20 protein-coding genes are annotated in these 19,916 nt (G+C 62.0%); 6 read left to right on the top strand and 14 right to left on the bottom strand.

Going from position 1 to position 19,916, the window contains the following annotated elements; genetic code table 11:
* Nucleotides 1–13 precede the first annotated feature (13 nt).
* The gene (locus FNZ07_RS11260; protein WP_091006320.1) at nucleotides 14–553 is read right to left on the bottom strand and encodes a c-type cytochrome; all 540 of its coding nucleotides are present in this window, start codon (nucleotides 551–553) and stop codon (nucleotides 14–16) included.
* Nucleotides 546–1,817, bottom strand: coding sequence for a sulfite dehydrogenase (gene soxC, locus FNZ07_RS11255; protein WP_407670566.1), 1,272 nt, complete (start codon nucleotides 1,815–1,817; stop codon nucleotides 546–548). The genes FNZ07_RS11260 and soxC overlap by 8 nt, the downstream gene beginning before the upstream one ends.
* Nucleotides 1,818–2,372: 555 nt before the next feature.
* On the opposite strand from soxC, the gene FNZ07_RS11250 reads away from it, so the two are divergent.
* From FNZ07_RS11250 to FNZ07_RS11235, 4 genes are all read left to right on the top strand, one after another.
* Nucleotides 2,373–4,181: a S10 family serine carboxypeptidase-like protein gene (locus FNZ07_RS11250; RefSeq protein ID WP_091006314.1), complete on the top strand. Its 1,809-nt coding sequence runs from the start codon at nucleotides 2,373–2,375 to the stop codon at nucleotides 4,179–4,181.
* Nucleotides 4,182–4,240: 59 nt separating this feature from the next.
* A complete protein-coding gene (locus tag FNZ07_RS11245) occupies nucleotides 4,241–4,639 on the top strand; it encodes a 2-oxoglutarate dehydrogenase (RefSeq protein ID WP_245811276.1) in 399 nt (132 codons plus the stop codon).
* A 150-nt stretch (nucleotides 4,640–4,789) separates the two neighbouring features.
* A complete protein-coding gene (locus FNZ07_RS33850; protein ID WP_211367822.1) occupies nucleotides 4,790–4,990 on the top strand; it encodes a hypothetical protein in 201 nt (66 codons plus the stop codon).
* 239 nt (nucleotides 4,991–5,229) lie between these two features.
* The gene (locus tag FNZ07_RS11235; protein ID WP_091006307.1) at nucleotides 5,230–6,180 is read left to right on the top strand and encodes an MATE family efflux transporter; all 951 of its coding nucleotides are present in this window, start codon (nucleotides 5,230–5,232) and stop codon (nucleotides 6,178–6,180) included.
* Here FNZ07_RS11235 and FNZ07_RS11230 read toward each other — a convergent pair.
* The 8 genes from FNZ07_RS11230 to FNZ07_RS11195 form a co-directional block, all read right to left on the bottom strand.
* Nucleotides 6,173–6,568 (bottom strand): PIN domain-containing protein, encoded by a 396-nt coding sequence (locus FNZ07_RS11230; RefSeq protein WP_091006304.1) that lies wholly within the window; start codon nucleotides 6,566–6,568, stop codon nucleotides 6,173–6,175. The genes FNZ07_RS11235 and FNZ07_RS11230 overlap by 8 nt on opposite strands.
* The gene (locus FNZ07_RS11225; protein WP_091006301.1) at nucleotides 6,568–6,810 is read right to left on the bottom strand and encodes an AbrB/MazE/SpoVT family DNA-binding domain-containing protein; all 243 of its coding nucleotides are present in this window, start codon (nucleotides 6,808–6,810) and stop codon (nucleotides 6,568–6,570) included. Before FNZ07_RS11225 ends, FNZ07_RS11230 begins: the two co-directional genes overlap by 1 nt.
* Nucleotides 6,811–6,955: 145 nt before the next feature.
* A complete protein-coding gene (locus FNZ07_RS11220; RefSeq protein WP_143097992.1) occupies nucleotides 6,956–7,444 on the bottom strand; it encodes a hypothetical protein in 489 nt (162 codons plus the stop codon).
* Nucleotides 7,359–8,720 (bottom strand): autoinducer binding domain-containing protein, encoded by a 1,362-nt coding sequence (locus FNZ07_RS11215; RefSeq protein ID WP_245811274.1) that lies wholly within the window; start codon nucleotides 8,718–8,720, stop codon nucleotides 7,359–7,361. Before FNZ07_RS11215 ends, FNZ07_RS11220 begins: the two co-directional genes overlap by 86 nt.
* 28 nt (nucleotides 8,721–8,748) lie before the next feature.
* Nucleotides 8,749–10,719 (bottom strand): diguanylate cyclase domain-containing protein, encoded by a 1,971-nt coding sequence (locus FNZ07_RS11210; protein ID WP_091006293.1) that lies wholly within the window; start codon nucleotides 10,717–10,719, stop codon nucleotides 8,749–8,751.
* A gap of 106 nt (nucleotides 10,720–10,825) precedes the next feature.
* Nucleotides 10,826–12,148, bottom strand: a complete 1,323-nt coding sequence (locus FNZ07_RS11205) for an ATP-binding protein (RefSeq protein WP_091006290.1) — start codon at nucleotides 12,146–12,148, stop codon at nucleotides 10,826–10,828.
* Nucleotides 12,148–12,807: a response regulator gene (locus tag FNZ07_RS11200; RefSeq protein WP_091006287.1), complete on the bottom strand. Its 660-nt coding sequence runs from the start codon at nucleotides 12,805–12,807 to the stop codon at nucleotides 12,148–12,150. The genes FNZ07_RS11205 and FNZ07_RS11200 overlap by 1 nt, the downstream gene beginning before the upstream one ends.
* Nucleotides 12,808–12,970: 163 nt before the next feature.
* On the bottom strand, nucleotides 12,971–13,321 hold the full coding sequence (locus tag FNZ07_RS11195) for a hypothetical protein (RefSeq protein ID WP_091006283.1): 351 nt from the start codon (nucleotides 13,319–13,321) through the stop codon (nucleotides 12,971–12,973).
* A 234-nt stretch (nucleotides 13,322–13,555) separates the two neighbouring features.
* Between FNZ07_RS11195 and FNZ07_RS11190 the strand changes: the two genes are divergently transcribed.
* A complete protein-coding gene (locus FNZ07_RS11190; RefSeq protein ID WP_091006280.1) occupies nucleotides 13,556–14,215 on the top strand; it encodes a response regulator in 660 nt (219 codons plus the stop codon).
* Complete coding sequence (locus FNZ07_RS11185; protein ID WP_091006276.1) at nucleotides 14,212–15,615, top strand: ATP-binding protein; 1,404 nt, start codon at nucleotides 14,212–14,214, stop codon at nucleotides 15,613–15,615. The genes FNZ07_RS11190 and FNZ07_RS11185 overlap by 4 nt, the downstream gene beginning before the upstream one ends.
* Here the strand turns inward: FNZ07_RS11185 and FNZ07_RS11180 are convergent.
* From FNZ07_RS11180 to FNZ07_RS11165, 4 genes are all read right to left on the bottom strand, one after another.
* Nucleotides 15,597–16,601 (bottom strand): lysylphosphatidylglycerol synthase domain-containing protein, encoded by a 1,005-nt coding sequence (locus FNZ07_RS11180; RefSeq protein ID WP_091008672.1) that lies wholly within the window; start codon nucleotides 16,599–16,601, stop codon nucleotides 15,597–15,599. The genes FNZ07_RS11185 and FNZ07_RS11180 overlap by 19 nt on opposite strands.
* A gap of 65 nt (nucleotides 16,602–16,666) precedes the next feature.
* Complete coding sequence (gene hpnI / locus FNZ07_RS11175) at nucleotides 16,667–17,845, bottom strand: bacteriohopanetetrol glucosamine biosynthesis glycosyltransferase HpnI (protein WP_091006274.1); 1,179 nt, start codon at nucleotides 17,843–17,845, stop codon at nucleotides 16,667–16,669.
* The gene (hpnJ, locus tag FNZ07_RS11170) at nucleotides 17,842–19,263 is read right to left on the bottom strand and encodes a hopanoid biosynthesis associated radical SAM protein HpnJ (protein ID WP_091006271.1); all 1,422 of its coding nucleotides are present in this window, start codon (nucleotides 19,261–19,263) and stop codon (nucleotides 17,842–17,844) included. Before hpnJ ends, hpnI begins: the two co-directional genes overlap by 4 nt.
* 153 nt (nucleotides 19,264–19,416) lie before the next feature.
* Entirely contained in the window at nucleotides 19,417–19,839 is a 423-nt protein-coding gene (locus tag FNZ07_RS11165; protein WP_091006267.1) for a Fur family transcriptional regulator, read from the bottom strand.
* Between the last annotated feature and the right edge of the window lie 77 nt (nucleotides 19,840–19,916).

Genomic DNA, 19,916 nt, shown 5'->3' with positions numbered 1-19,916 from the left:
CGGTCACCGCAACTCACAGTCGCCCCGGTCGCGGATCGACGACGAATCCGCCGCGGTTCGGCATTTTCACCGCCGGTAGCGACTGCGCATCGAGGCGCGTATCCGCGGGGACGATGCCGTTCTGGTTGAGCAGGAAGGCGCAAACGGCGTACACGTCGTCGGCGGATAGCGACTCGGGCGCGTTGTACGGCATCGCGCGGCGGATATAGTCGAACAAGGTCGTGGCATACGGCCAGTAACTGCCGACCGTGCGCTTCGGTTTCGCGCCCGCGAGCGTACCCTGCCCGCCCACCAGCGCGTCGCCGATCAAACCTTGTCCTTGCGCGCCGTGGCATGCGGCGCACTGAGCTGCGAACACATGCGCCCCTGTCGCGACATCGCCGCTGCCGGCGGGCAGGCCGCGGCCATCGGGCGCAACGTCGATGTTCCATGGCGCGACGTCCTGCTCCGACAGTGGCGTGCCGATGTCGTGCGCTGCATAGGCGCCCGGTACAAACGAACCTGCGATGACAAGCAGGCCAGCCAGAAGCCTGCGCGGCAAGAAATTACGCATTGCGCACCTCGCCGCTCGCATCGATACGCCATTGCTGAATCGCGTTGTAGTGGTACTGCGAATTCAGCCCGCGTGCGGCGACCAGTGCTTCGCGTGTGGGCTGCACGTAACCGGTCGAATCGGTAGCGCGTGACAGGATCGCCGCGGGCGCACCCTGCCAGAGCCAGTCAGCCTGAAAGCGCGTGAGCGCGCGATCGCGCGGCGTCCCGTCGAGGCGCGCCAGTTGCCACGTCGCGCCCGCATCCGTCGATACTTCGACCTTGCGAATCGCACCGCGCCCCGACCACGCAAGACCACTAATCGGGTAATAGCCCTGCGTGGTCAGGCGATGTCCTGGCGACGGCCTCGTGATCACCGACTTCGCATCCATCTCGAACGCAAACTGGCGAGCGGTGCCGTCTGCCATCAAGCTCGTGTACTTCGAGGTTTCCTCGCGAGTCTGCAACGGCGCATCGACAAACTTCAGGCGGCGCAGCCATTTGACGTTCGTATTGCCTTCGAACCCCGGCACGATCAGGCGCAACGGATAGCCGTTTTCCGGACGCAGGCGCTCGCCGTTTTGCGCATAGACGACCAGCGCCCGATCGAGAATGCGTTCGAGCGGCAAGCTGCGTGTCATCGCCGCGGCATCCGCGCCCTCGGCCAGCATCCAGCCGCCGCGTGCACCGTTCGACGTCGACAGACCGCCAACTTCTTCGAGCAAGGTCGACAGGCGCACGCCCGTCCATTCGCAACACGAGAGCAAACCGTGTGTGAGTTGCACCGGTTGGCCGCTCGGTCCATTCCACTCGCTGCCGGTGTTGCCCGAACATTCGATGAAATGAATGCGCGACTCGGATGGAAGACGGACCAGATCGTCCATCGTGAACAGTTTCGGTTCGCGCACGAGGCCATGAATCGCGAGGCGGTGCCGATCGGGATCGATATCGGGCACGCCGCCGTGATGCCGCTCGTAAACAAGGCCATTCGGCGTGATCGTGCCGTATAGATCCGCTAGCGGCGTCATCGATGAAGCGGACCCCGGCAATGGCCACGTGCGCGCACTACGGCGCACGACCTCGGACTCATGTAGCGACGGCAATCCGTAAGGGTGTTCGAGTATCGGGGCGCCCGGAATACGGCTCCACGGTGCGACCTCGAGCGTCGGGTTTGCTGCGCCGGCGCGCCGCGCGGCGATCAGTCCGCTTGCTGCGAGCCCGCCCAGCAAACGGCGGCGGCCGCGTGAGGTGGGTGGATTGGGGGATGTGTTGCGAATCTTTGTCATCGGCGTCATTGCCTCGCGAACCAGCTGGCCATCGTAGCAACGGATGCACCGTCGCCAAAGCGACCAATCGTTATATCGATCGCACGCGAAACCCGTCCGCTACCCCGCACTGCACATCGACAACCGGAATTGCATCGCGTGCCGGATTATGTTTATTGAATAGTCAATCTGCACTTAATGGGAATTCCAATTCCGTGAAGTCATAAATTCTTCAAACTTTACGATTTATAAATTTCCTCGAAAGCGTATCGCAAGAAATATTCATTTACACAAATTTATGGCTCGATAATAAATCCTGAATATGATTCACCGAAAATTTCACGACCTGACACAGATGGTCTTTGAGTCTTCTTCTGTGGGATTCTAGCCTTCGTGCTTGATTATTCCACATGCATATCTCCTGCAATCCGGGTGATCCGAAGAAATCTCACTACCTCGCTCACTCTCTATACCGTCGAAAGCAGGAATTTAATTCAACTTAAACTGCGACAAACGATCCGATTTTCGAAAACTAATTGGCACTTCATGCGCCTTACATTATTACCAGGGATAAGGATGAAACGAAACAGGAACGGTACTAACAGCGGCAATCGCCGGCACGGCCGATTGGTTGTACTGGGTGCGATGGCGATCGGCGTCATGGCACTCGCGGGATGCGGCGCAGGAGACGGGAGTTCATCATCCGGCAGCGCCGCGAACCTGAAGCAGACCGCTAGCCAGCAGTCCAGTTCACCAACCGGCAATCAACCGTATGTCGATCCGGTGGCCTATTCGATGGGTGCGACCGATGGTCTCGCTGCATCGCAGGTCTCCGAGAAGGCTGCCGTCATGCAGCACCAGTGGACCTCCGGCAAGACCACGGTCAACTACACGACTACTGCCGGCCATCTGAGCGCAACGGATGCAAATGGCAATCCCGAAGCGTCGATGTCCTATTTCGCGTACACCGCGCCGAGCACGAACGGCGCGCCGCGACCGGTTACCTTCATCTATAGCGGCGGCCCGGGGTCGTCGGCGATCTGGCTGCACCTCGGTTCGTTCGCGCCAACGCGCGTCGCCACGCCCGACCCGCTGTTCGGCAACTGGCCGAACTATCCCCGCGTCGACAACGCGGACAGTCTGATTGCCACGACGGACCTCGTGTACATCGACCCGCCGGGCACCGGGCTCTCCGAAGCGGTCCTGCCGAACACGAACAAGACGTTCTGGACGTTCGATTCGGATGTCAACGTCATGCGCGACTTCATCGAGCGCTATATCGCGGTCAACCAGCGCAGCGCGTCGCCGCTGTATCTCTACGGCGAATCGTACGGCACGGCGCGTACCGATACGCTGGCACTGGCGCTCGAATCCGCCGGCGTACACCTGAAGGGAATCGTGCTGCAATCGTCGATCCTGAATCTGTTCGCCGATGCAACGGACGCCGCCATCGAGGATTTCCCCGCAGGTCTCGCGCTCGCGACGGACACTCTGGCCGGCTACCTGCCGAGTTATGCGGAGGTCGCGGCGTACTACGACCAGGCTTCACCGGCACCGATCGATCAGGGCCTGTATGCACTGCAGGTGGAACTGTTCGTGACGGCGCAATACCGCACGTTGCAAAACTATTCGCAGTCGTGGACGCTCAGCCAGATCGGTGCGCCCAATGCCCTCGGTACGCCGGTGTTCCCCTCTACGCAGACGCTGCAATCGTGGGAACTACCGTCGAGCTTGACGATGCAGGCGCTGCAAGGCTACTTCAACGCGACGCCTTACTCGACCAGTCTGATACCCGGTTCGAAGATCGGTCGATACGATGGACGTGTGTCGCTGCCAGTTTCCGATCCGCGATTGCAGACCGATGCCGACCCATCGGACATCCTGGTCGAGACGCCATTCGCGAACGCACTGGCCACCCAGATGCCGGACTACTTCGGCTATACAGCGCCGAACGCGGCCTACGTGCCGTTTAACAGCAACATCATCTTCAGCTGGGATTACTCGCATGCCGGACAGGCGTTGGCCGATACGATCCCTGATCTGCTCGGCGCGCTGACGCTCAATCCGCAGCTCGCGGTGTACTCGGAAAACGGTTTCTACGATCTGGCGGCACCGTTCTTCAATACCGAGAAGCAACTGGCGCGACTGCAGACCGTGCCGGGTCTGAATCCGAACCTGCAGGTCAGCTTCTTCCAGGGCGGACATATGACCTATCTGGATGACACAGGCCGCCCGCAGATGGCAACGGATCTCGCACGTTTCTATAAAGGCAGACCGATTCCGGGTGCGCTGACGCTGTGGACCCTGCCTCGTGCATGGCGCGACGAGGCGGCGGCCAGCACACCGACCGGCAGCACGCCGGTTACCCAGGCCGCCGCGCCCTGAGCGATGGTGGGATACTGCCTGTTACGAGCCCCCGGCTCACCCATGCGATGCGAGTGATCATGTCTCTTACTGGATTGTTGCGGCGTATCTCGCCGTTGATCGTGCTTGGTGCGGTCATCAGTTGTGCCCATGCGCTGCCGCCTCAAGCGGTGGCGCCGGTGACGCTGCCCCAGGGACGAGGGGGCGTCGACGGCCCGTTCTTCCCGCAAAACCGCGTGCCGGCGGTACTCCCGTCCACCGGTACGAGCCTGCAGCAGCAGGCGCAGCAACGGGTCGAAGCGCAGCTCGGCGCCAATACGGCGCTCAGCAACGGCGCGTCGATCACGAAAGCGCAGGCGCAAAGCGATGGTCTCGGCTACGTCGCCGAACACTTCGATGCGATCGACAGCGGCCATACCGGGCGGGTGTCGATGAGCGACGTGCGGGCATATCTGCAGAAACAACAAACGCCGCAGTGAACCGCGAACTGGCATAGGAGCAGCCACGTGTCGATAACGGTGACGAATAATACCCGGATAATATTTATATCCGCTTTAACCCGGGTATTATTCGCGCATTCACACCGAACATCGACCGGAGCCTTCCATGCCAGACCTCCCTGAGGCCCATTGCTCAACGGGCTTCGACCCACCCGCTATCTCGAACCGACTCATGACGCCGCGCGCGCATTCGCGATGCGCAACGACGTCGCCGCGTTCCCGACACCCGCGTCTCACGCGCCCTACCTAGCCGGAATCGGGCACCGCACGGCGGCGCTCGAGGACTCGCGTCTGCTACCGCTAGCGGAAGTCTCGACGCTCGTCGCGTAACCGCCCACCTCCCGTTTCACTCAACGCTTCAACGTTGCTCCGGGCGATTTGCCGCACCGGAATGGCAGCGCTTTGCCAAAGGAATCGATCGTGCCGCCGATCGTGCCGCCTACAGCCAGTCTCGCGCTCCCCCAACCTCGCCCGTTGTGGCGGACCTACCTCGCCATCCTCGTGCCGATGATGCTGACCAATATCCTGCGCCTGTCATCCTGGGCGACGCGACGATCTATGCACGACTGATGTTGCTGGGCATGCCGGTGATCTTTCTCTTGTGGTTGACCACCTCGATGAGCCGCGGCACCGGCGACGCGGTCACACCGCTATGGACGCTGGCGCTCGCCACCGGTCTCGCGCTTGTTTTCACACCGGCGCTGATCCGCGGATGGTGGGGGCTGCCGCAACTGGGCGTAGCCAGCGCCGCGGTCTCGACGTTGCTGGCGTTCACGCTTGCGCTCGTCTGGTCGATGCTGCACTGGCGGCGCATCGGCCATCCGCTGGCGCTGTACGAAGCGCTGCTGCGCAATGTACGGCTCGATCGCGGTATCGCGCGCAGCATCTTGCGTATCGGTGTGCCGTCTTCCTTGCAGATGCTCACGATGGCCACCGCGGAGATCGTGTTGCTCGGCATGGTCAACCGTCATGGCTCGCACGCGACCGCGGCTTACGGCGCGGTTAATCAGGTGATGAGCTGGATCCAGTTGCCGGCGATGTCGCTGGGCATTACCACGTCCATACTCGCGTCGCACGCTATCGGAGCTGGGAAGACAGAGCGGCTTGGTCGTATCGTGCGTACCGGCCTCTCGTTGAACCTCGCGGTCACGGGGAGTTTCGTGGCCGGCGCTTATGCGCTCGCGCCGACGGTGATCGGGCTGTTCCTGAAAGACGACGCGGTGATTGCGCTCGCGCTGCAGCTGCTGCATATCGTCGGCTGGAGCGTCGTGGTGCTGGGTCTTACGAATGTACTCGTCGGTGTGATGCGCGCGAGCGGTACCGTGCTCGGTCCTACGGGGCTCGGTATGTTTGCGATTCTGTGTATCGAGTTGCCGGTCGCGACGTGGTTGAATTTCCGCATCGGGATGTCGGGCATCTGGTGGGCGTATGCGGTGACTTTTGTTGCGATGCTTGGGTTGCAGAGTCTTTTCTATCGATGGGTGTGGAGTCGCAGGGAGGTTCGGCGGCTGTCTACTTGATTAACCGCAAGCCCGCCGACCTGGCGGCTTTCCCATCGAATGTCGCTGTGTACTCGCAATGTGCGTCATGGCAAACGCGCTCGATGAGGCAGTCCGCGAAGTCGGCCTTCGAGGAAGTGAACGCCCGAAGGGCTTTCCAGACCGTCCCCGCAGCTTCGACAGACAACTCTTTAGTTCGAAGGAGACCTTCGACCACTTGCGCGATCTGATCGCGATCTGCCGCATATAAGCTCGAGAGAACCCAGATGACCTCGACCAGGGCGACCTGTGTGACGTAACCTGGCTCCTCCACCGTCAGTGACTCAATCAATGCATTCGCCTTCGGCGATTGTGTCTTGTCATCCTGGGCGATGTATCGGACGAGAACGTTTGTATCGAGACCGATCATCAACCGTTCGCTCCGCGCGCGGCAATGGCCGCATTCATGTCCTCGACAGACACGGGCCTGGCTGGCTTACCGACAAGCCCCTTGAGCGATTCGACGGATTTTGTCGCTGGCACTAGCTCGTAGCGACCCGTGTCGTCGTTGAGGACGAATTCGATTCTGTCGCCGGTTCCCAATCCCAGATCGCTCCGCACGCCGACCGGAATCGTAACCTGCCCCTTTGACGTAATTGTCGCGAACGCCATCGCGTTCTCCTTGATTTCGAGTTTCCTTACTCTAAGGTAAGGAGGGAGAGAAATCAAGGTCTTCATGTGGGAATTTTTGCGACCCCTGTCGCACTACCAGTGGCTCAGGATCGTCCACGCACGCAGCCCTTTCATGCCTGCAACTTCACTGTCCCTCTCCCGACGCACTGTCGCCCCGCGCCGCGACCGTTGTCGTGCAGTCATTGCTACCGCGCAGGCGCGGGCCCGCCGCAACATTAGCCCCGGAGCATCCAGCCACCGGCTGCTTCACCCCATCGAGATCGGAGAAGTCATGATCCGATAACTCCGCCGAATCGATCTCCGCGGTCGTCCGCGCAGTCGATTCCGCGAGCGGTGTCGTCAAATCGCGACCTGCGCCGCTGTCATAGACGACATAGATGAGCAAGACAACGCAGGCGGTCACCGAGAGCAACAAGATGATCCAGGCAACCCGGTCTGCCCAGTACAGACGGTCGTTTTCCAGCGTCGCGTAGGTGGAAATCGTCGGGCGCAGGTTTGTGTGTTGCAGGACAGTCGTGCCGCGAAGCTCAAGGGTTGTGTCGTTGTGCGTCCAGCGCTGGCCGCGCAAAGCAGAACCATCGCCATCGCGATCTTTCGCGCGACGATCGCTCAAAGACGCGACCTGACACGACTCCGACGAACGCGCCTCTGAAAAACACCTGATCATGAAATCTCGCGCAATCGATAACTATGCGTGGTGGGCATGCAGCCGGGTTCCGGCACTTCACCGCAGTATCGCGGAACGCCGGTGGCGAATTCAAGGGCTGCGATTGGTATGCGATCCGCCGTCGACATTTCCGACGAAACGCATTACCTGATCTGATTTGACGCGCACCCCCGCAGGGTTCGCGTAAGGAACCAAACCTAGTCGAGCAACCCAGCCATAGTTGCTTTCTCAACCGCTTCGTTGATTCGCGATACGCCGATTTTTCGATTGATGCGCTGATAGACCGACTTATACACAGTATGGATCGAGATGCCGAACTGCTCGGCAACGTTGCCCGCATCGCCCCATATCGCAAGGTCTTGAGGACGATGGTTTCGTCCGCGGTGAGGTGATACGCGAACTCGGCGGTCTTGCGCAGGTGGCTCACCTGCCAGTCGAGCAATGCGGCAGACAGCGCTCGCAGGAGAATCCGGTTGTCCCACAGCGTCTGCTCGCCGGCCGGCGCCGCGATATCGTTGCTGACCTGTAGCATGCCGATCAACCCGCGGTTGATATGCGCCGGCAACACGATGCCGCTGACAAAACCATGGGTTTTCGCCTCGGTCCTCAACCAGTGGTCTTCGCGGTGCAGGTTGATCTGCGAAGTGACGGCCGGCGCGACGTTGTTGCGCGCATAGACGATCCACGCATCGTTCATGTACCAGAGCCGGGCCAGATATTGCTGCAGCCACGCCGGACGGCAACCCGCCAGGTAGCGGGTTTCGACGGCATCGCCCGTTGCGCTGTTGTCGCCGTCAAAGCGCAGCCATTGATAGACGAACTGCGTGCCGCCCAGCGCCGCGACGATCGCGCGGGCCTTGAAGAGCAATTGGCCTTCCGAGCGACACGCGGCGAGTTCGCCGATGGCGTGTATCGGATCGCCGTGGTCTATCGACGGTAATTCGCTCGCGGCAGCTTCGACGTAGTGCCGGCGCAGCGCTTCGTAGATGCGCTGAAGTTTGGGCTCGTACGGATCGGCAGCCGCGAAATCGAAAAGATCGGCCGCGCGGTCGATCGGTACGACCTGGTTGAATATCGTCCCGTCGCGCTGCTTCAACTCACGCTCGATCACGAAGCCCGACGCGTCAAGCGACAGGCACAGGCGAACGTGTTCCTTGAACACCTGGCATTCGCCTTCGTACAGCTTTCCTGGCTGGATCGTCTCGGACACACCGGCGTGCATTACGCTTCCTCACATCGAGGGCTGTTCCTCATTCCGGAAAAGCCTCATGGAAAGACCCGCTTCTGCGCTCTACAGCGCGAAGCGTTGCCAGCCAGTCGATCTGATCCTGCCGTCCGGCTTCGGCGACGAGCACATCGAGATCCAACTCTTCGCACAAACCCGCGAGCCCTCTCACCACCGCGCATGCCACCGGGTCGCCGGGTATGGCCTCGATCAGATCCGGTCCGACGAACATGCCGTCGACGGCGACGATCGTGACATTGGAAAACGAGGAACTGGACGACACCGTGGCGAGCACCTTCACGCCGGCCGCCCGGATCGCCGCGAGCTTGCCGAGCACGCCGTGCGCAAGCTGATCGAGCCGTCCGCGGATGACGAGCCGCAACGCGTCAGGTTCCAGTCCGTATTCGCGCAGGTTGTCGGTGACGCAACCGAGCAGGTCGCCGTCGATCAGTTGTGTCGATGGGATCGTGACGGTAACGCGGGGCGTGTCGTAGCCTGCGTCGCGTCGCGCGCGGATCTCCGCGCACACTTCCCGCAACTGGAATTCGCCGAGCTGTACGCCGAAGCCGGACGACTCGGCCATCGGCAGCAACTCGTTCTCGCCGACCGCGCCCACACCGGGCCGGTTCCAGCACACGCAAGCGTGCACGCCTGACGGCACGCCATCGGCGCGAACCGTACGCTGGAACTGCAAGACGAATTCCTTGCGAATGAAGCCGTACTGAATCGATTGATAGAACTCGAGCCCGCGCTCCGCGCGCTCGGACAGCTCACGCGTGTACTGACAAAACGCGCTGATGTCCTTGCCCTTGCCGACGGCTTTTGCCGCGTACATCGCGAGATCGGCATGCGTGAGCAGATCGAACTCCGTGTCTTCAGCTTGCTCGTGCACCGCTATGCCGACGCTGGCGCGCATCCGGTAGCTGATCGCCCGCAGCACATAAGCCATCTGAAAGTCTTCGACAATCCGGTCTGTCAGCTCGCTTGCGCGATCCTGCGCGGCATCGCCCTCACCCTCGCCTTCCACCAGAATCACGAATTCGTCGCCGCCGATGCGGGTCACTTCATGGTGCTCGCCCGCGACCCGATGCAGCCGCTGCGCAACCATCTTCAGCAACTGGTCGCCGTCGCTGTGTCCAAGCGAATCGTTGATCCGTTTGAAGTTGTCGAGGTCGATCAGCAGAATGGCCAGCGTACCGACGCTTTCGGGCTTCGACGTCAGATCCTGAAGCCGTTGCGTCAGATAGTTACGATTGCGCAAACCCGTCAAGGTGTCAGTGTTGGCCAGTTTGGCGAGGCGTTCGCGGGCATCGCGTTCTTCGGTAATGTCGATACCGGAACACACCAGATAGATATCGTCTTCGCGACTTCCGGTGCGCACGAACTTGTTGCGGAACTGAAAGAGTCGCGGCCCCTTGACCGTTTTCACCGTTCGTTCGACTGCGTAGGCTTCGCCGCGGTTGAAAAAGCCGTCGATGTTCTGCCGCGACGCACTACCTTCCTCCGCGGACATGAACAGCTCCCACACGTTCTTGCCAATGACGTCCGTTTCGCGCAGCCCCGCGTATTCTTCCGCGAGCCGGTTAAACCGTTGAATGCTCCCTTCGCGGTTCACGATGACGACGAGCGAGTTCACTTCGGACAACACCGTCTCGGCAAACGACAACCCGCGTGCGAGGTCGTTTGCGACTGCTTCGCTGTTGGTGCTCGGCGATCCGGTCCCGCCCCACGTCGTCCGGTCGAGCTTGCGACCCACAAGATAGAGGCGCATTGCGTGGCCGGCGAGCGTGACGTCGATCGAAAGTGTCGACGTTACGCCGGTCAGCGCGCGGATATTGTCGGCCTGTTCTGCGCTCAACATGACGGAGTCGACAGCCGGTCCGGTAATCGGACTCAGCTCGAGCGCGTTGCTGTCGGCTCTTAATCGCCATCGAGGGCTCAACGTCGCAAATTTCTCTCTGAGCAGAGCGAGCGCGTCGTCTTGAAGTCCGTCCATAGGCCCTGAGTAAGGAAGTGAATTGACGCACGGTGTGCAGAACTGCGAGGCGTCTAGGGTGATGCAGAGCGGACGACATTGTCAAGGCAACGAACGCGAGGCGAAATCAGAACCCCATCACACTGACCGCCAGTCCGCCGCTCTCGCGGTTGCGCAATGTCAGCGTTACCGCGTGCCGCTGCGCAACGCGTGCGGCGATCGCGAGTCCCAGTCCGCTGCCCTGTCCCTGAGCACCCTCGCCACGATAGAACCGGTCGAGTACGCGCTCGAGTTCCGCCTCGGGAATACCAGGCCCGGTATCAACGACTGCAAAACCGATACCTTGCCCGGTGCGCTGCAGGATCACATCGACCTTGCCACCGGCGGGTGTGTGCCGGATCGCGTTGTCGACCAGATTGCCGAGCAGCACGCTCAGCCCGTGCGGTTCGGCCTGTACCGGGTAGGGATCATTGGGTCCGCTTGCTGCCTCGCACTCGAGACCGAGGTCGATCTGCTTCGCTTCCGCGAGCAGCGAGAAATCGCCCACCGTCTGCTCGCCAATGCGCCGCAGGCTGACGGGCACCATCTGCGCCACCGGTTGCGCGTCTTCGCGGGCGAGCGTCAGCAGTTGCTGCACCAGATGGATGATGCGATTCAACCGTCCTTCGATGCGCTCCAGCACCGGTCCCTCGCCTTGCAACGTGCCGTCGCGCGACGCGGCCTGTAATTGCAGCTTCAGCGCCGCGAGCGGCGAGCGCAGTTCGTGCGCGGCATCGGCGATAAACGTGCGTTGTGCCTGCGATGCCACGCTGAGCCGTCGCAGCAGATCGTTCACTGCATCGACGAGCGGCCGGATCTCGACTGGCACGGGGCCGTCCAGTTGCAATGCATCGAGCGATTCGATCGAGCGTGTTGCGAGCGCACGCGACAATCCGCCGATCGGCGCAAGCCCGCGCGCAACCACCAGCAGCACGAGCACAATCGTCACCGGCACCAGCACACCGAGCGGCCACAACGTATGCAACGCAAGACGCAATGCGAGGTCTTCGCGCACCGAGAACGGTTGCGCCACCTGGATGAACCGCTGCGACTGCTGCACGCCGAACATCCTCCAGTGATATTCGGCGCGTTCGATCGAATGAAAACCGGCCGGCTGGCGCTCCGGCACAGCTGTCTGGTGCGAGTGGTAAACCAGCTTGCCGTCGAGGTCCCAGATCTCAATGATGATGCGGTCGTCGGCGAGGTCGCCGAGATCGGGGCTGCGGTTCGCGTCGCTACCGGTAGACGCGATGTTCGCCGGCAGCGAGAGTGCCACCGTGCGCAGTTCGTAGTCGAACAGTTCGCTCGCCTCCTGGCGCGCAGTATGGAAGATGCCGAAGCCTGCGATAACCGATGCGCTCGCGAGGCCGAAAATCAGCCAGCCGAGCAGCCAGCGGCGTATCGACGCCATCAGATTCTCTTCAACCGGTAGCCCACGCCGCGCACCGTCACGACCTGCTCCGTCCCGATCTTGCGTCGCAGGCTATGCACGTGGACTTCGATCGTGTTGCTGCCCACTTCCTCGCCCCATCCATACAGTTTTTCCTCAAGCTCGGTTTTCGTGAAGACCCGCGTCGGCTCTTCGATCAAGGCCTGCAGCAGCGCGAACTCGCGCGGCACCAGCGGCAGCTGTTCGCCGCTCTTCGTGACTTCGTGCGCGGCCGGGTCGAGCGTGAGCTCTCCGTGCGCGTAGACCGGCTGTTTCTGGCCGGTACGTCGGCGCAATAGTGCGCGTACCCGCGCGGCGAGTTCGTCGAGATCGAAAGGCTTGATCAGGTAATCGTCCGCGCCAGTGTCGAGTCCGCGAATGCGTTCATCCACAGCGTCGCGCGCGGTCAGGATGATAACCGGCGCGATGCCGCCTGCCTTGCGATAGGCGCCGAGCACGTCGATGCCATCCTTCTTCGGCAGGCTCAGGTCCAGTAACACGAGATCGTACACGTCGTTGCCGAGCGACAGTTCGGCAGCGCGGCCGTCCTGAGCCCAATCGATCGCGTAGCCCGCCCGGCGCATCGATTCAAGCACGGTTTCGGCGATCATTTCGTCATCTTCGACCAGCAGCAGTCGCATTGTCGTTCCTGTCCGGTTCTGGGTGCCTGCATTGTCGAGGCTTACAGCTTAACGCGTCCTTAAGCGTTGCTTAAGGACGCGGCCGGCAGAATCGATTGATGTTGCGATGCGTCGACGCGTTGACCCGTCAACGCGGACGGGAGCGTCGCACGGCTGGGAAGTGTCAGGACTCGGCTAGCACGAACGGCCGGCCGGTAAAACGCAGATGCAGTACCACCAGTTCGCGCCGCGGACAATCGTGCGACACCGCGACTGGACGTGCGCGCTGGCTTTGGACGGTCGCGTGAGCGCTTTGCACGGCGGCATCGTACGCGAGCTGCGCGAAGCGGCGTGCGCCGATGACGGCGATGCCGATCAGCACGACTGCGCAAATGCGGAATGAGGTGGAATCAAACGTCTGTTCGGACAGCGGAGACACGAGCAAGGCCAGCAGCGCGACGACCTGTATGCCCATCGCCGCGAAGCACGCGGCCATCAGATGGACTCGCAACATGTCGACAATGACCAGCTTCATGGCATGACCTGATGTGACGCACGACAGGAACGACGCCGCGCTTTCATTTCCGTTTCGCCGATCTCGCCGCGCTGCATCGTGCTATTTGCACCGCGAGACGACCTGTTCGACATGCGGTTCATCGTATCGATTCAAGCTGAAGGTAACCTTAAGGATGACGACGTGAACGATCTGCAACGGGCGCTTGCCGTTACCGTGCATGACAACCGGTAAGCTTCTGCAAGGAACTCTCTCATGCGAGTGTTACTCGTTGAAGACGACGATCTGATCGGTTGCGGAATCGAAGCGGGCCTGCGCCAGGCAGGCTTCGCCGTCGACTGGGCACACGACGGCCGCAAGGCCGATCTCGCACTCGCCACCACAACCTATGCACTGGTCATACTCGATCTCGGTCTGCCGAAAATCTCCGGCATGACCTTGCTGAGGCAACTGCGCGACGCCGGTAACGATGTGCCGGTGCTCGTTCTCACCGCGAAAGGCACGGTGCTCGATCGAGTAGATGGACTCGAGGCCGGCGCCGACGACTATCTTGGCAAACCGTTCGATCTCGTCGAACTGCTCGCGCGCTGCCGTGCGCTGTTGCGCCGTTCGCAGGGACGCAGCGTCGAATTGATCCGGCATGGCGATCTGAGCGTCAACCCTGCCACGCAAACCGCCATGCTCGCAGACGCTCGTGTCACATTGACGTCGCGCGAGTGGGCGATCCTGATCCAGTTGCTGACCCATCGCGGCATTCCTCAATCGCGCTCGCAGCTCGAAGAGAGCCTTTACGGCTGGCAGGAAGAGATCGAAAGCAACGCGATCGAAGTGCATGTGTCGAATCTGCGCAAGAAACTCGGGGCCGCACTGATCCGCACGGTGCGCGGTATCGGCTACGTGGTCGAACGCCCGTGATGTGGTCGTCGATCCGTCGTCGTTTGATGCTGCTGATCCTCGCAGGCCTCGCGCTGATCTGGGGTCTTGCGCTGGTGTCGAGTTACCGGCAGGCCACACGCGAAGTGGCGGAGTGGGAAGAGGCACGCCTCGCGGAGCTCGCGCAGATCCTCGCGCAACTCGGTCAGGCAGATCTCGTCACGCTGGCCAATGCACGGATCGATGTGCGTGAAGAAGAGAAAGGCGGCGACCCCGGCGCAAACGACGAAGACGATGACGACACGCTGCCGCGCGACGCCTTGTTTCAGGTCCGCGACGCGCAGGGCCACGCGCTCGCAGGCAGTCCGCAACTCCATGTATTGCACGCGTGGGACCTGCCATTACCGGCGTCGAGCGGCGCGCGAACTATCGTGCTTGGCAACGCCGCATGGCACACGTTCACGCTGCGTGAAGCGCCCTTTGGACACACGGTGCGCGTGTTCGAGCCCGCCAATACGCGCAGCGATCTGGTGAGCGGTGTCGCGCTGCGGATCGCGCGGCCGATGGTCATCGCGTTGCCGGTTCTGGCGCTGCTGGTGTGGTTCGGTATCGGCTGGAGTCTCGCACCGTTGCGCACGCTGTCAACGGCCATTCGTGCACGCGATGTCAACCGCCTCGAGTCCGTCGACATCGGCCGCGCGCCCACCGAGGTGCGGCCGCTCGTCGATGCGATCAATCTCGTACTGTCGCGTCTGCAACTATCGCTCGAACGCGAACGCGCCTTCACGGCCAACGCGGCCCACGAGCTGAAGACCCCGCTTGCTGCGATCAAGGTGCAGGCGCAAGTCGCATTGGGCGAGCCGGACGCATCGCTGCAACGTCTCGCCATGGAGCGTGTCGTGCAGGGTGTGGATCGCAGCGCCCGGCTCGCCGATCAGCTGTTGCTGCTCGCGCGGCTCGACGAGCACGACAAGATGCCTGGTGCCGCACTCAAACCCGCTGTCGTGGCACAAGACGCGATACTGGCACACAAGGGTCGCGTGCAACAGGCGCGTATGTCCGTTGCACTGCGCGGCAGCCTCGATGCGCAGATCGCCGCCGAGCCGGTACTGATCGGCATCCTGCTCGACAACCTCATCGACAATGCGATCAAGTACGGACGCCCCGGCGGCCATATCGAAGTCGACATACGCGAAGAGGTCGGCCGTGTTTGCGTGAGCGTTCGCGACGATGGCCCGGGAGTCGCTACCGGCGACCTCGCACATCTCACGAGCCGTTTTTTTCGTGCTACCGGCACGCACGCGACGGGCAGTGGACTGGGTCTGTCGATCGTCGCACGCATCGCCGAACACTTCGACGCGAACCTGCATCTCGGTAGCGGCATCGGCGGTCGCGGGCTGGCCGTCGACGTGTCGTTTCCCGACTACGTCGCCGCGCGCTGAGGCCCGGGCGCCGCCTGCCCCAACCGCGCCGACGATTCAGCGAATTGCCACGCGAACAAACCGGGAACGAAGATCAGCAGGTCGCGAACGCGGCGTGCACCCGCGAGAGCAAGACAGGTCGCCGGATCGAGACCGAATGCAGCGCCGATCAGAATGAAACCGCCCTCCTGCACGCCGAGCCCACCGGGCACGAAGAACGCAGCGCTGCTCACGGCCTGAATCAGCGATTCGATTACCACTGCCTCGATCAGCGTCACATGTGCGCCGAGAAAATGCAGCGCGAGCCAGATCTCGACAGCGGTCAGCACGCATTGCAGCGGTTGCCAGAAAAACAGATAGCGCAGCACAACCGCGCGCCTGCGCCAGATCAGCTTGATCGCCTGATCGATCTGCGCGGACTGCCCGACGAGCGCGGCCAGCTTGCCGCTCGTCATGCGGTTGAGAACCCGCGTCGCCCGCTCGAACGGACTCGCATGCTGGACCACTGCGAACAGCACGAGCAGCGGCGTCAGTGCGACGACACCCCATGCGAGCTGCCCGGCCAGACGCAACGTATCCGACTGCGCATGCGCGAACAGATAGCCGATGCCGGCCAGCGTGAACAGCAACTGACTGATCACGGTCAACTGCATATCGACGATCAGGCCGCCCGCTGCCGTCGACGGCCGCACACCGCGACGTCGAAGCATCCGGAACGATACGACCTCGCCACCGATACGCGCGACCGGCAACATGCTGTTCACCGACTCGCGAATCCACACCAGATGCAGCATCGCCGCGAGCGACGGTCGGTTTGCGCCGCGCATCAGCGAACGCCAGTCGCAGGCGTTAGCGAGCATCGGCAGCAGATGGGCGATGGCGGCGAGCAGCACGCCTGCGCCCGCGGTGCGCAACAGTCCGAACACCGCTGCGGGGTGACTGCTCCACACGAGCCACAGCGAGACCAGCAGACCGGCGAGCGCCGTCGCACGGCCCAGGTGTTTCATCGAAGCTGCGCTGTCGGGCGCGCTCTCGTTGTCGCCGTCGCCGCGCCAACCTGGAAGTCCGCGCATCATCCGTTGCCCACCGGTCGTTCGTCCTGCACCGCCGTCAGCAGCCCATCGCCGTCGACGTCGAAACGAAAGCCGCGCCACATCACGCGCGACGAGCGGAAGCTGAAGACGAAAATCGCGAACGAAACAAGGTCCCAGAACGGCAGTAACCACAGACCGCCATGCGCCTGGCGCAACGCGCGGTCAGACGACATCTTCAGTGCGAGCCGCGTACAGATAGCCGCCGGCACCAGCAGCCACGACCACGTCAGCGCGCCTGACAGCAGCACGGCAAGCAGCGCAAACGCTAGCGGATGCATCAACGCAGAGCCGACATGACCAAGCGGATCGATGCTGCGGATCGTGCGACTCCAGCGCAGTTCATGCGAGATCAACTGACGCGCACTGGTTTCGACGCATGCATGTGCAATCGCAAACGGCGGGACCACGACCTTCTCGCCGATCATGCGTACCGCTTCGCCGATCGCGTGATCTTCGGCGAGATGGTGCACGAAAGGCGCGAATCCACCGATCTTCTCAAGCGTGTCGCGACGCATTGCAATCGTCTGGCCGAAGCACGGGCGCGCAAGTCCGAGCGTCAGTCCGGTCACGACGCCAGGTAGAAAGTGATAGTTGATCGCCTTGGCCGATAGACGCGGCCAGAAGCCAGGATCGGGCTGCCCACGATAGGCACACGTGACGAGACCGACGCCAGGGTTCTGCAGTTCGCCGACCAGATGGCGCAGATATTCAGGTGGCACGCTTACGTCGCTGTCGGCGAACACGAGCACGTCGTGTTGCGCCTGCGGCAGCATGTTGAGGATATTGCTGATCTTGCGGTTCGGACCGTACAGGCGCGCATCGGCGACGACCGTCATATGCGCATCGGGATGCAGGCGTCGAATCTCATCGACAACCAGCAGCGCAGGATCATTCGAATCGTGCACGCCAAACAGGAATTGCACCGGACCAGGATAGTCCTGCTCGCAAAAACTCCGCAGATTGGCAAGCAGTGCCCACTCGTTGCCGTGCAAAGGTTTAACGATAGTGACCGGCGGAAAGCTCGTCGGCTCGGCCACCGGCCGTGCAAAGAAACGGCCGATCAGGACCGCCGCGAGCACCGTATAGACGATGCCAAGCACCGCCCCCACGCCGCACGCATAAGCGAGCACGAGGGCGATCAAGTGGGCGGTAATCACGCCTCGTGCGCACGCAGGAAGCGGAAGAACTCGACGCCTTCGCGCAGACGCCGCTTCATCATCTCCCAGCTCGTCAGCATCTCGCGCACGATCTCCCAGATCTTCGACGGCCGGAAATAGAACTGCCGGTAGAAGCGCTCCAGCTGGTGGTAGATCTCGTCGCGTGACAGATGCGGATAGCCGATTGCGGCCAGTTGCACACCCGAGCGGCTCACGAGGTTGATTACCTTGTTCTCTTCGAGCCAGCCGTTTTCGACCGCCTGGTTATACAGCGTCGTGCCCGGATAAGGCGCCGCCAGCGAGACCTGGATCGTGTGCGGATTGATTTCCTTCGCGTACTCGATCGTCTTGACGATCGTCTCCTGCGTCTCGCCCGGTAGCCCCAGGATAAACGTGCCGTGGATCTTGATACCGAGCGTGCGGCAGTCTTCGCTGAAGCGGCGCGCGATGTCCGTGCGCAGTCCCTTCTTGATGTTCAGCAGGATCTGGTCGTCGCCCGATTCATAGCCCACGAGCAGCAGGCGCAAGCCGTTTTCCTTCATGATCTTCAGCGTCGCGTACGGCACGTTGGCCTTCGCGTTGCACGACCACGTCACGCCGAGCTTGCCCAGTCCGCGCGCGATCTCTTCGACACGCGGCTTGAAGTCGGTGAACGTGTCGTCGTCGAACATGATCTCCTTCACTTCAGGCATGTTGTCGCGGATCCACTTCACTTCTTCGAGCACGTTCTCCACCGAGCGTGTGCGATAACGATGGCCGCCCACTGTCTGCGGCCACAGGCAGAACGTGCACTTCGAGCGGCAACCGCGGCCCGTGTAGATCGACACATACGGATGCTTCAGATAACCGATGAAGTAGTTATCGATCTTCAGGTCGCGTTTATAGACCGGCGCGACGAACGGGAGCTCGTCCATGTTCTCGAGGATCGGACGCGCGCCGTTGTGTTCGATGGAGCCATCCGCCGCGCGATAGCTCAGGCCCAGGATCTGCGCGAACGGCTTGCCTTCGGCGACTTCCTGGCAGGTGAAATCGAACTCTTCGCGACAGACGAAATCGATCGCTTCCGATGCCGTCAGCGAGTTATGCGGATCGACCGCAACCTTCGCGCCGACCATGCCGATCAGCACGTCCGGGCGACGCTTCTTGAGGTCTTCGGCAAAGAGCGCATCGGTGGGAAAGGACGGCGTGCTCGTATGGATCACGACCAGCTCGTAGTCTTGCGCGATGTCGAGTGTCGCGTCGACAGACAACTCGTCGGCGGGTGCGTCGAGCACGCGGCTACCGGGTACGAGCGCCGCGGGCTGCGCGAGCCACGTCGGGTACCAGAACGAGCGGATCTCGCGCTTCGCCTGATAGCGCGAACCCGCGCCGCCGTCGAAACCGTCATACGACGGTGCCTGCAAAAACAGCGTTTTCATGAATGCTCCGGCCAACCTCGACAGGCGCCGAGCGGGTTGTCGGCGCCTCGTGAACCGCTTCCCCGCAGGCTGCGCAGGCGATGGCGCGAATGGTACGGGGCAAAGCTGAAGGAAACCTTAAGGGCGCGCCTCGGGGCGCGACACGTAGTCTGCTTAGCTCGCGTGACTTCTACATGTCGCACACAGACCGAACAGAACGAGCTGACGATCAGCTAACTGAAAGTCCAGGTCGCTGGCAATCGCAGCCTGACGCGCATCGATCACGGGATCGAAAAATTCCTGAACGCATCCGCAGCCGGTGCAGATCAGATGATCGTGGCGCTTGCCGTCGCTCAGCTCGTACACCATGCGGCCATCGCCGAACGTCACGCTCGCAAGCAGTCCAACGTCGACCAGTTGCCCCAGCACGCGATAGACCGTAGGCAGACTCATATGACGGACTTCTTCGGTGACGCGCCGGTAGATCTGCTCCGCGCTCAGATGCACATGGCCGTGCGTGCGAAACAGATCGAGTACCAGAACGCGCGGACGTGTGGCTCGCAGCCCGACGTTCTGCAAATCTTCGTGAATGGTCATGAGGGTGACATCGTGCTGTGAGCGCCGGTTCTTGGCGGATGCGTGCCCGTGCGGGCACTCGACCGGCGCAGCGGTCG

Source organism: Paraburkholderia megapolitana (genome assembly GCF_007556815.1).
GTDB classification, from domain to species: Bacteria; Pseudomonadota; Gammaproteobacteria; order Burkholderiales; family Burkholderiaceae; genus Paraburkholderia; species Paraburkholderia megapolitana.
The sequence above is the reverse complement of the archived record's forward strand: the minus strand, read 5'-3'. Positions and strand labels throughout refer to the sequence as shown.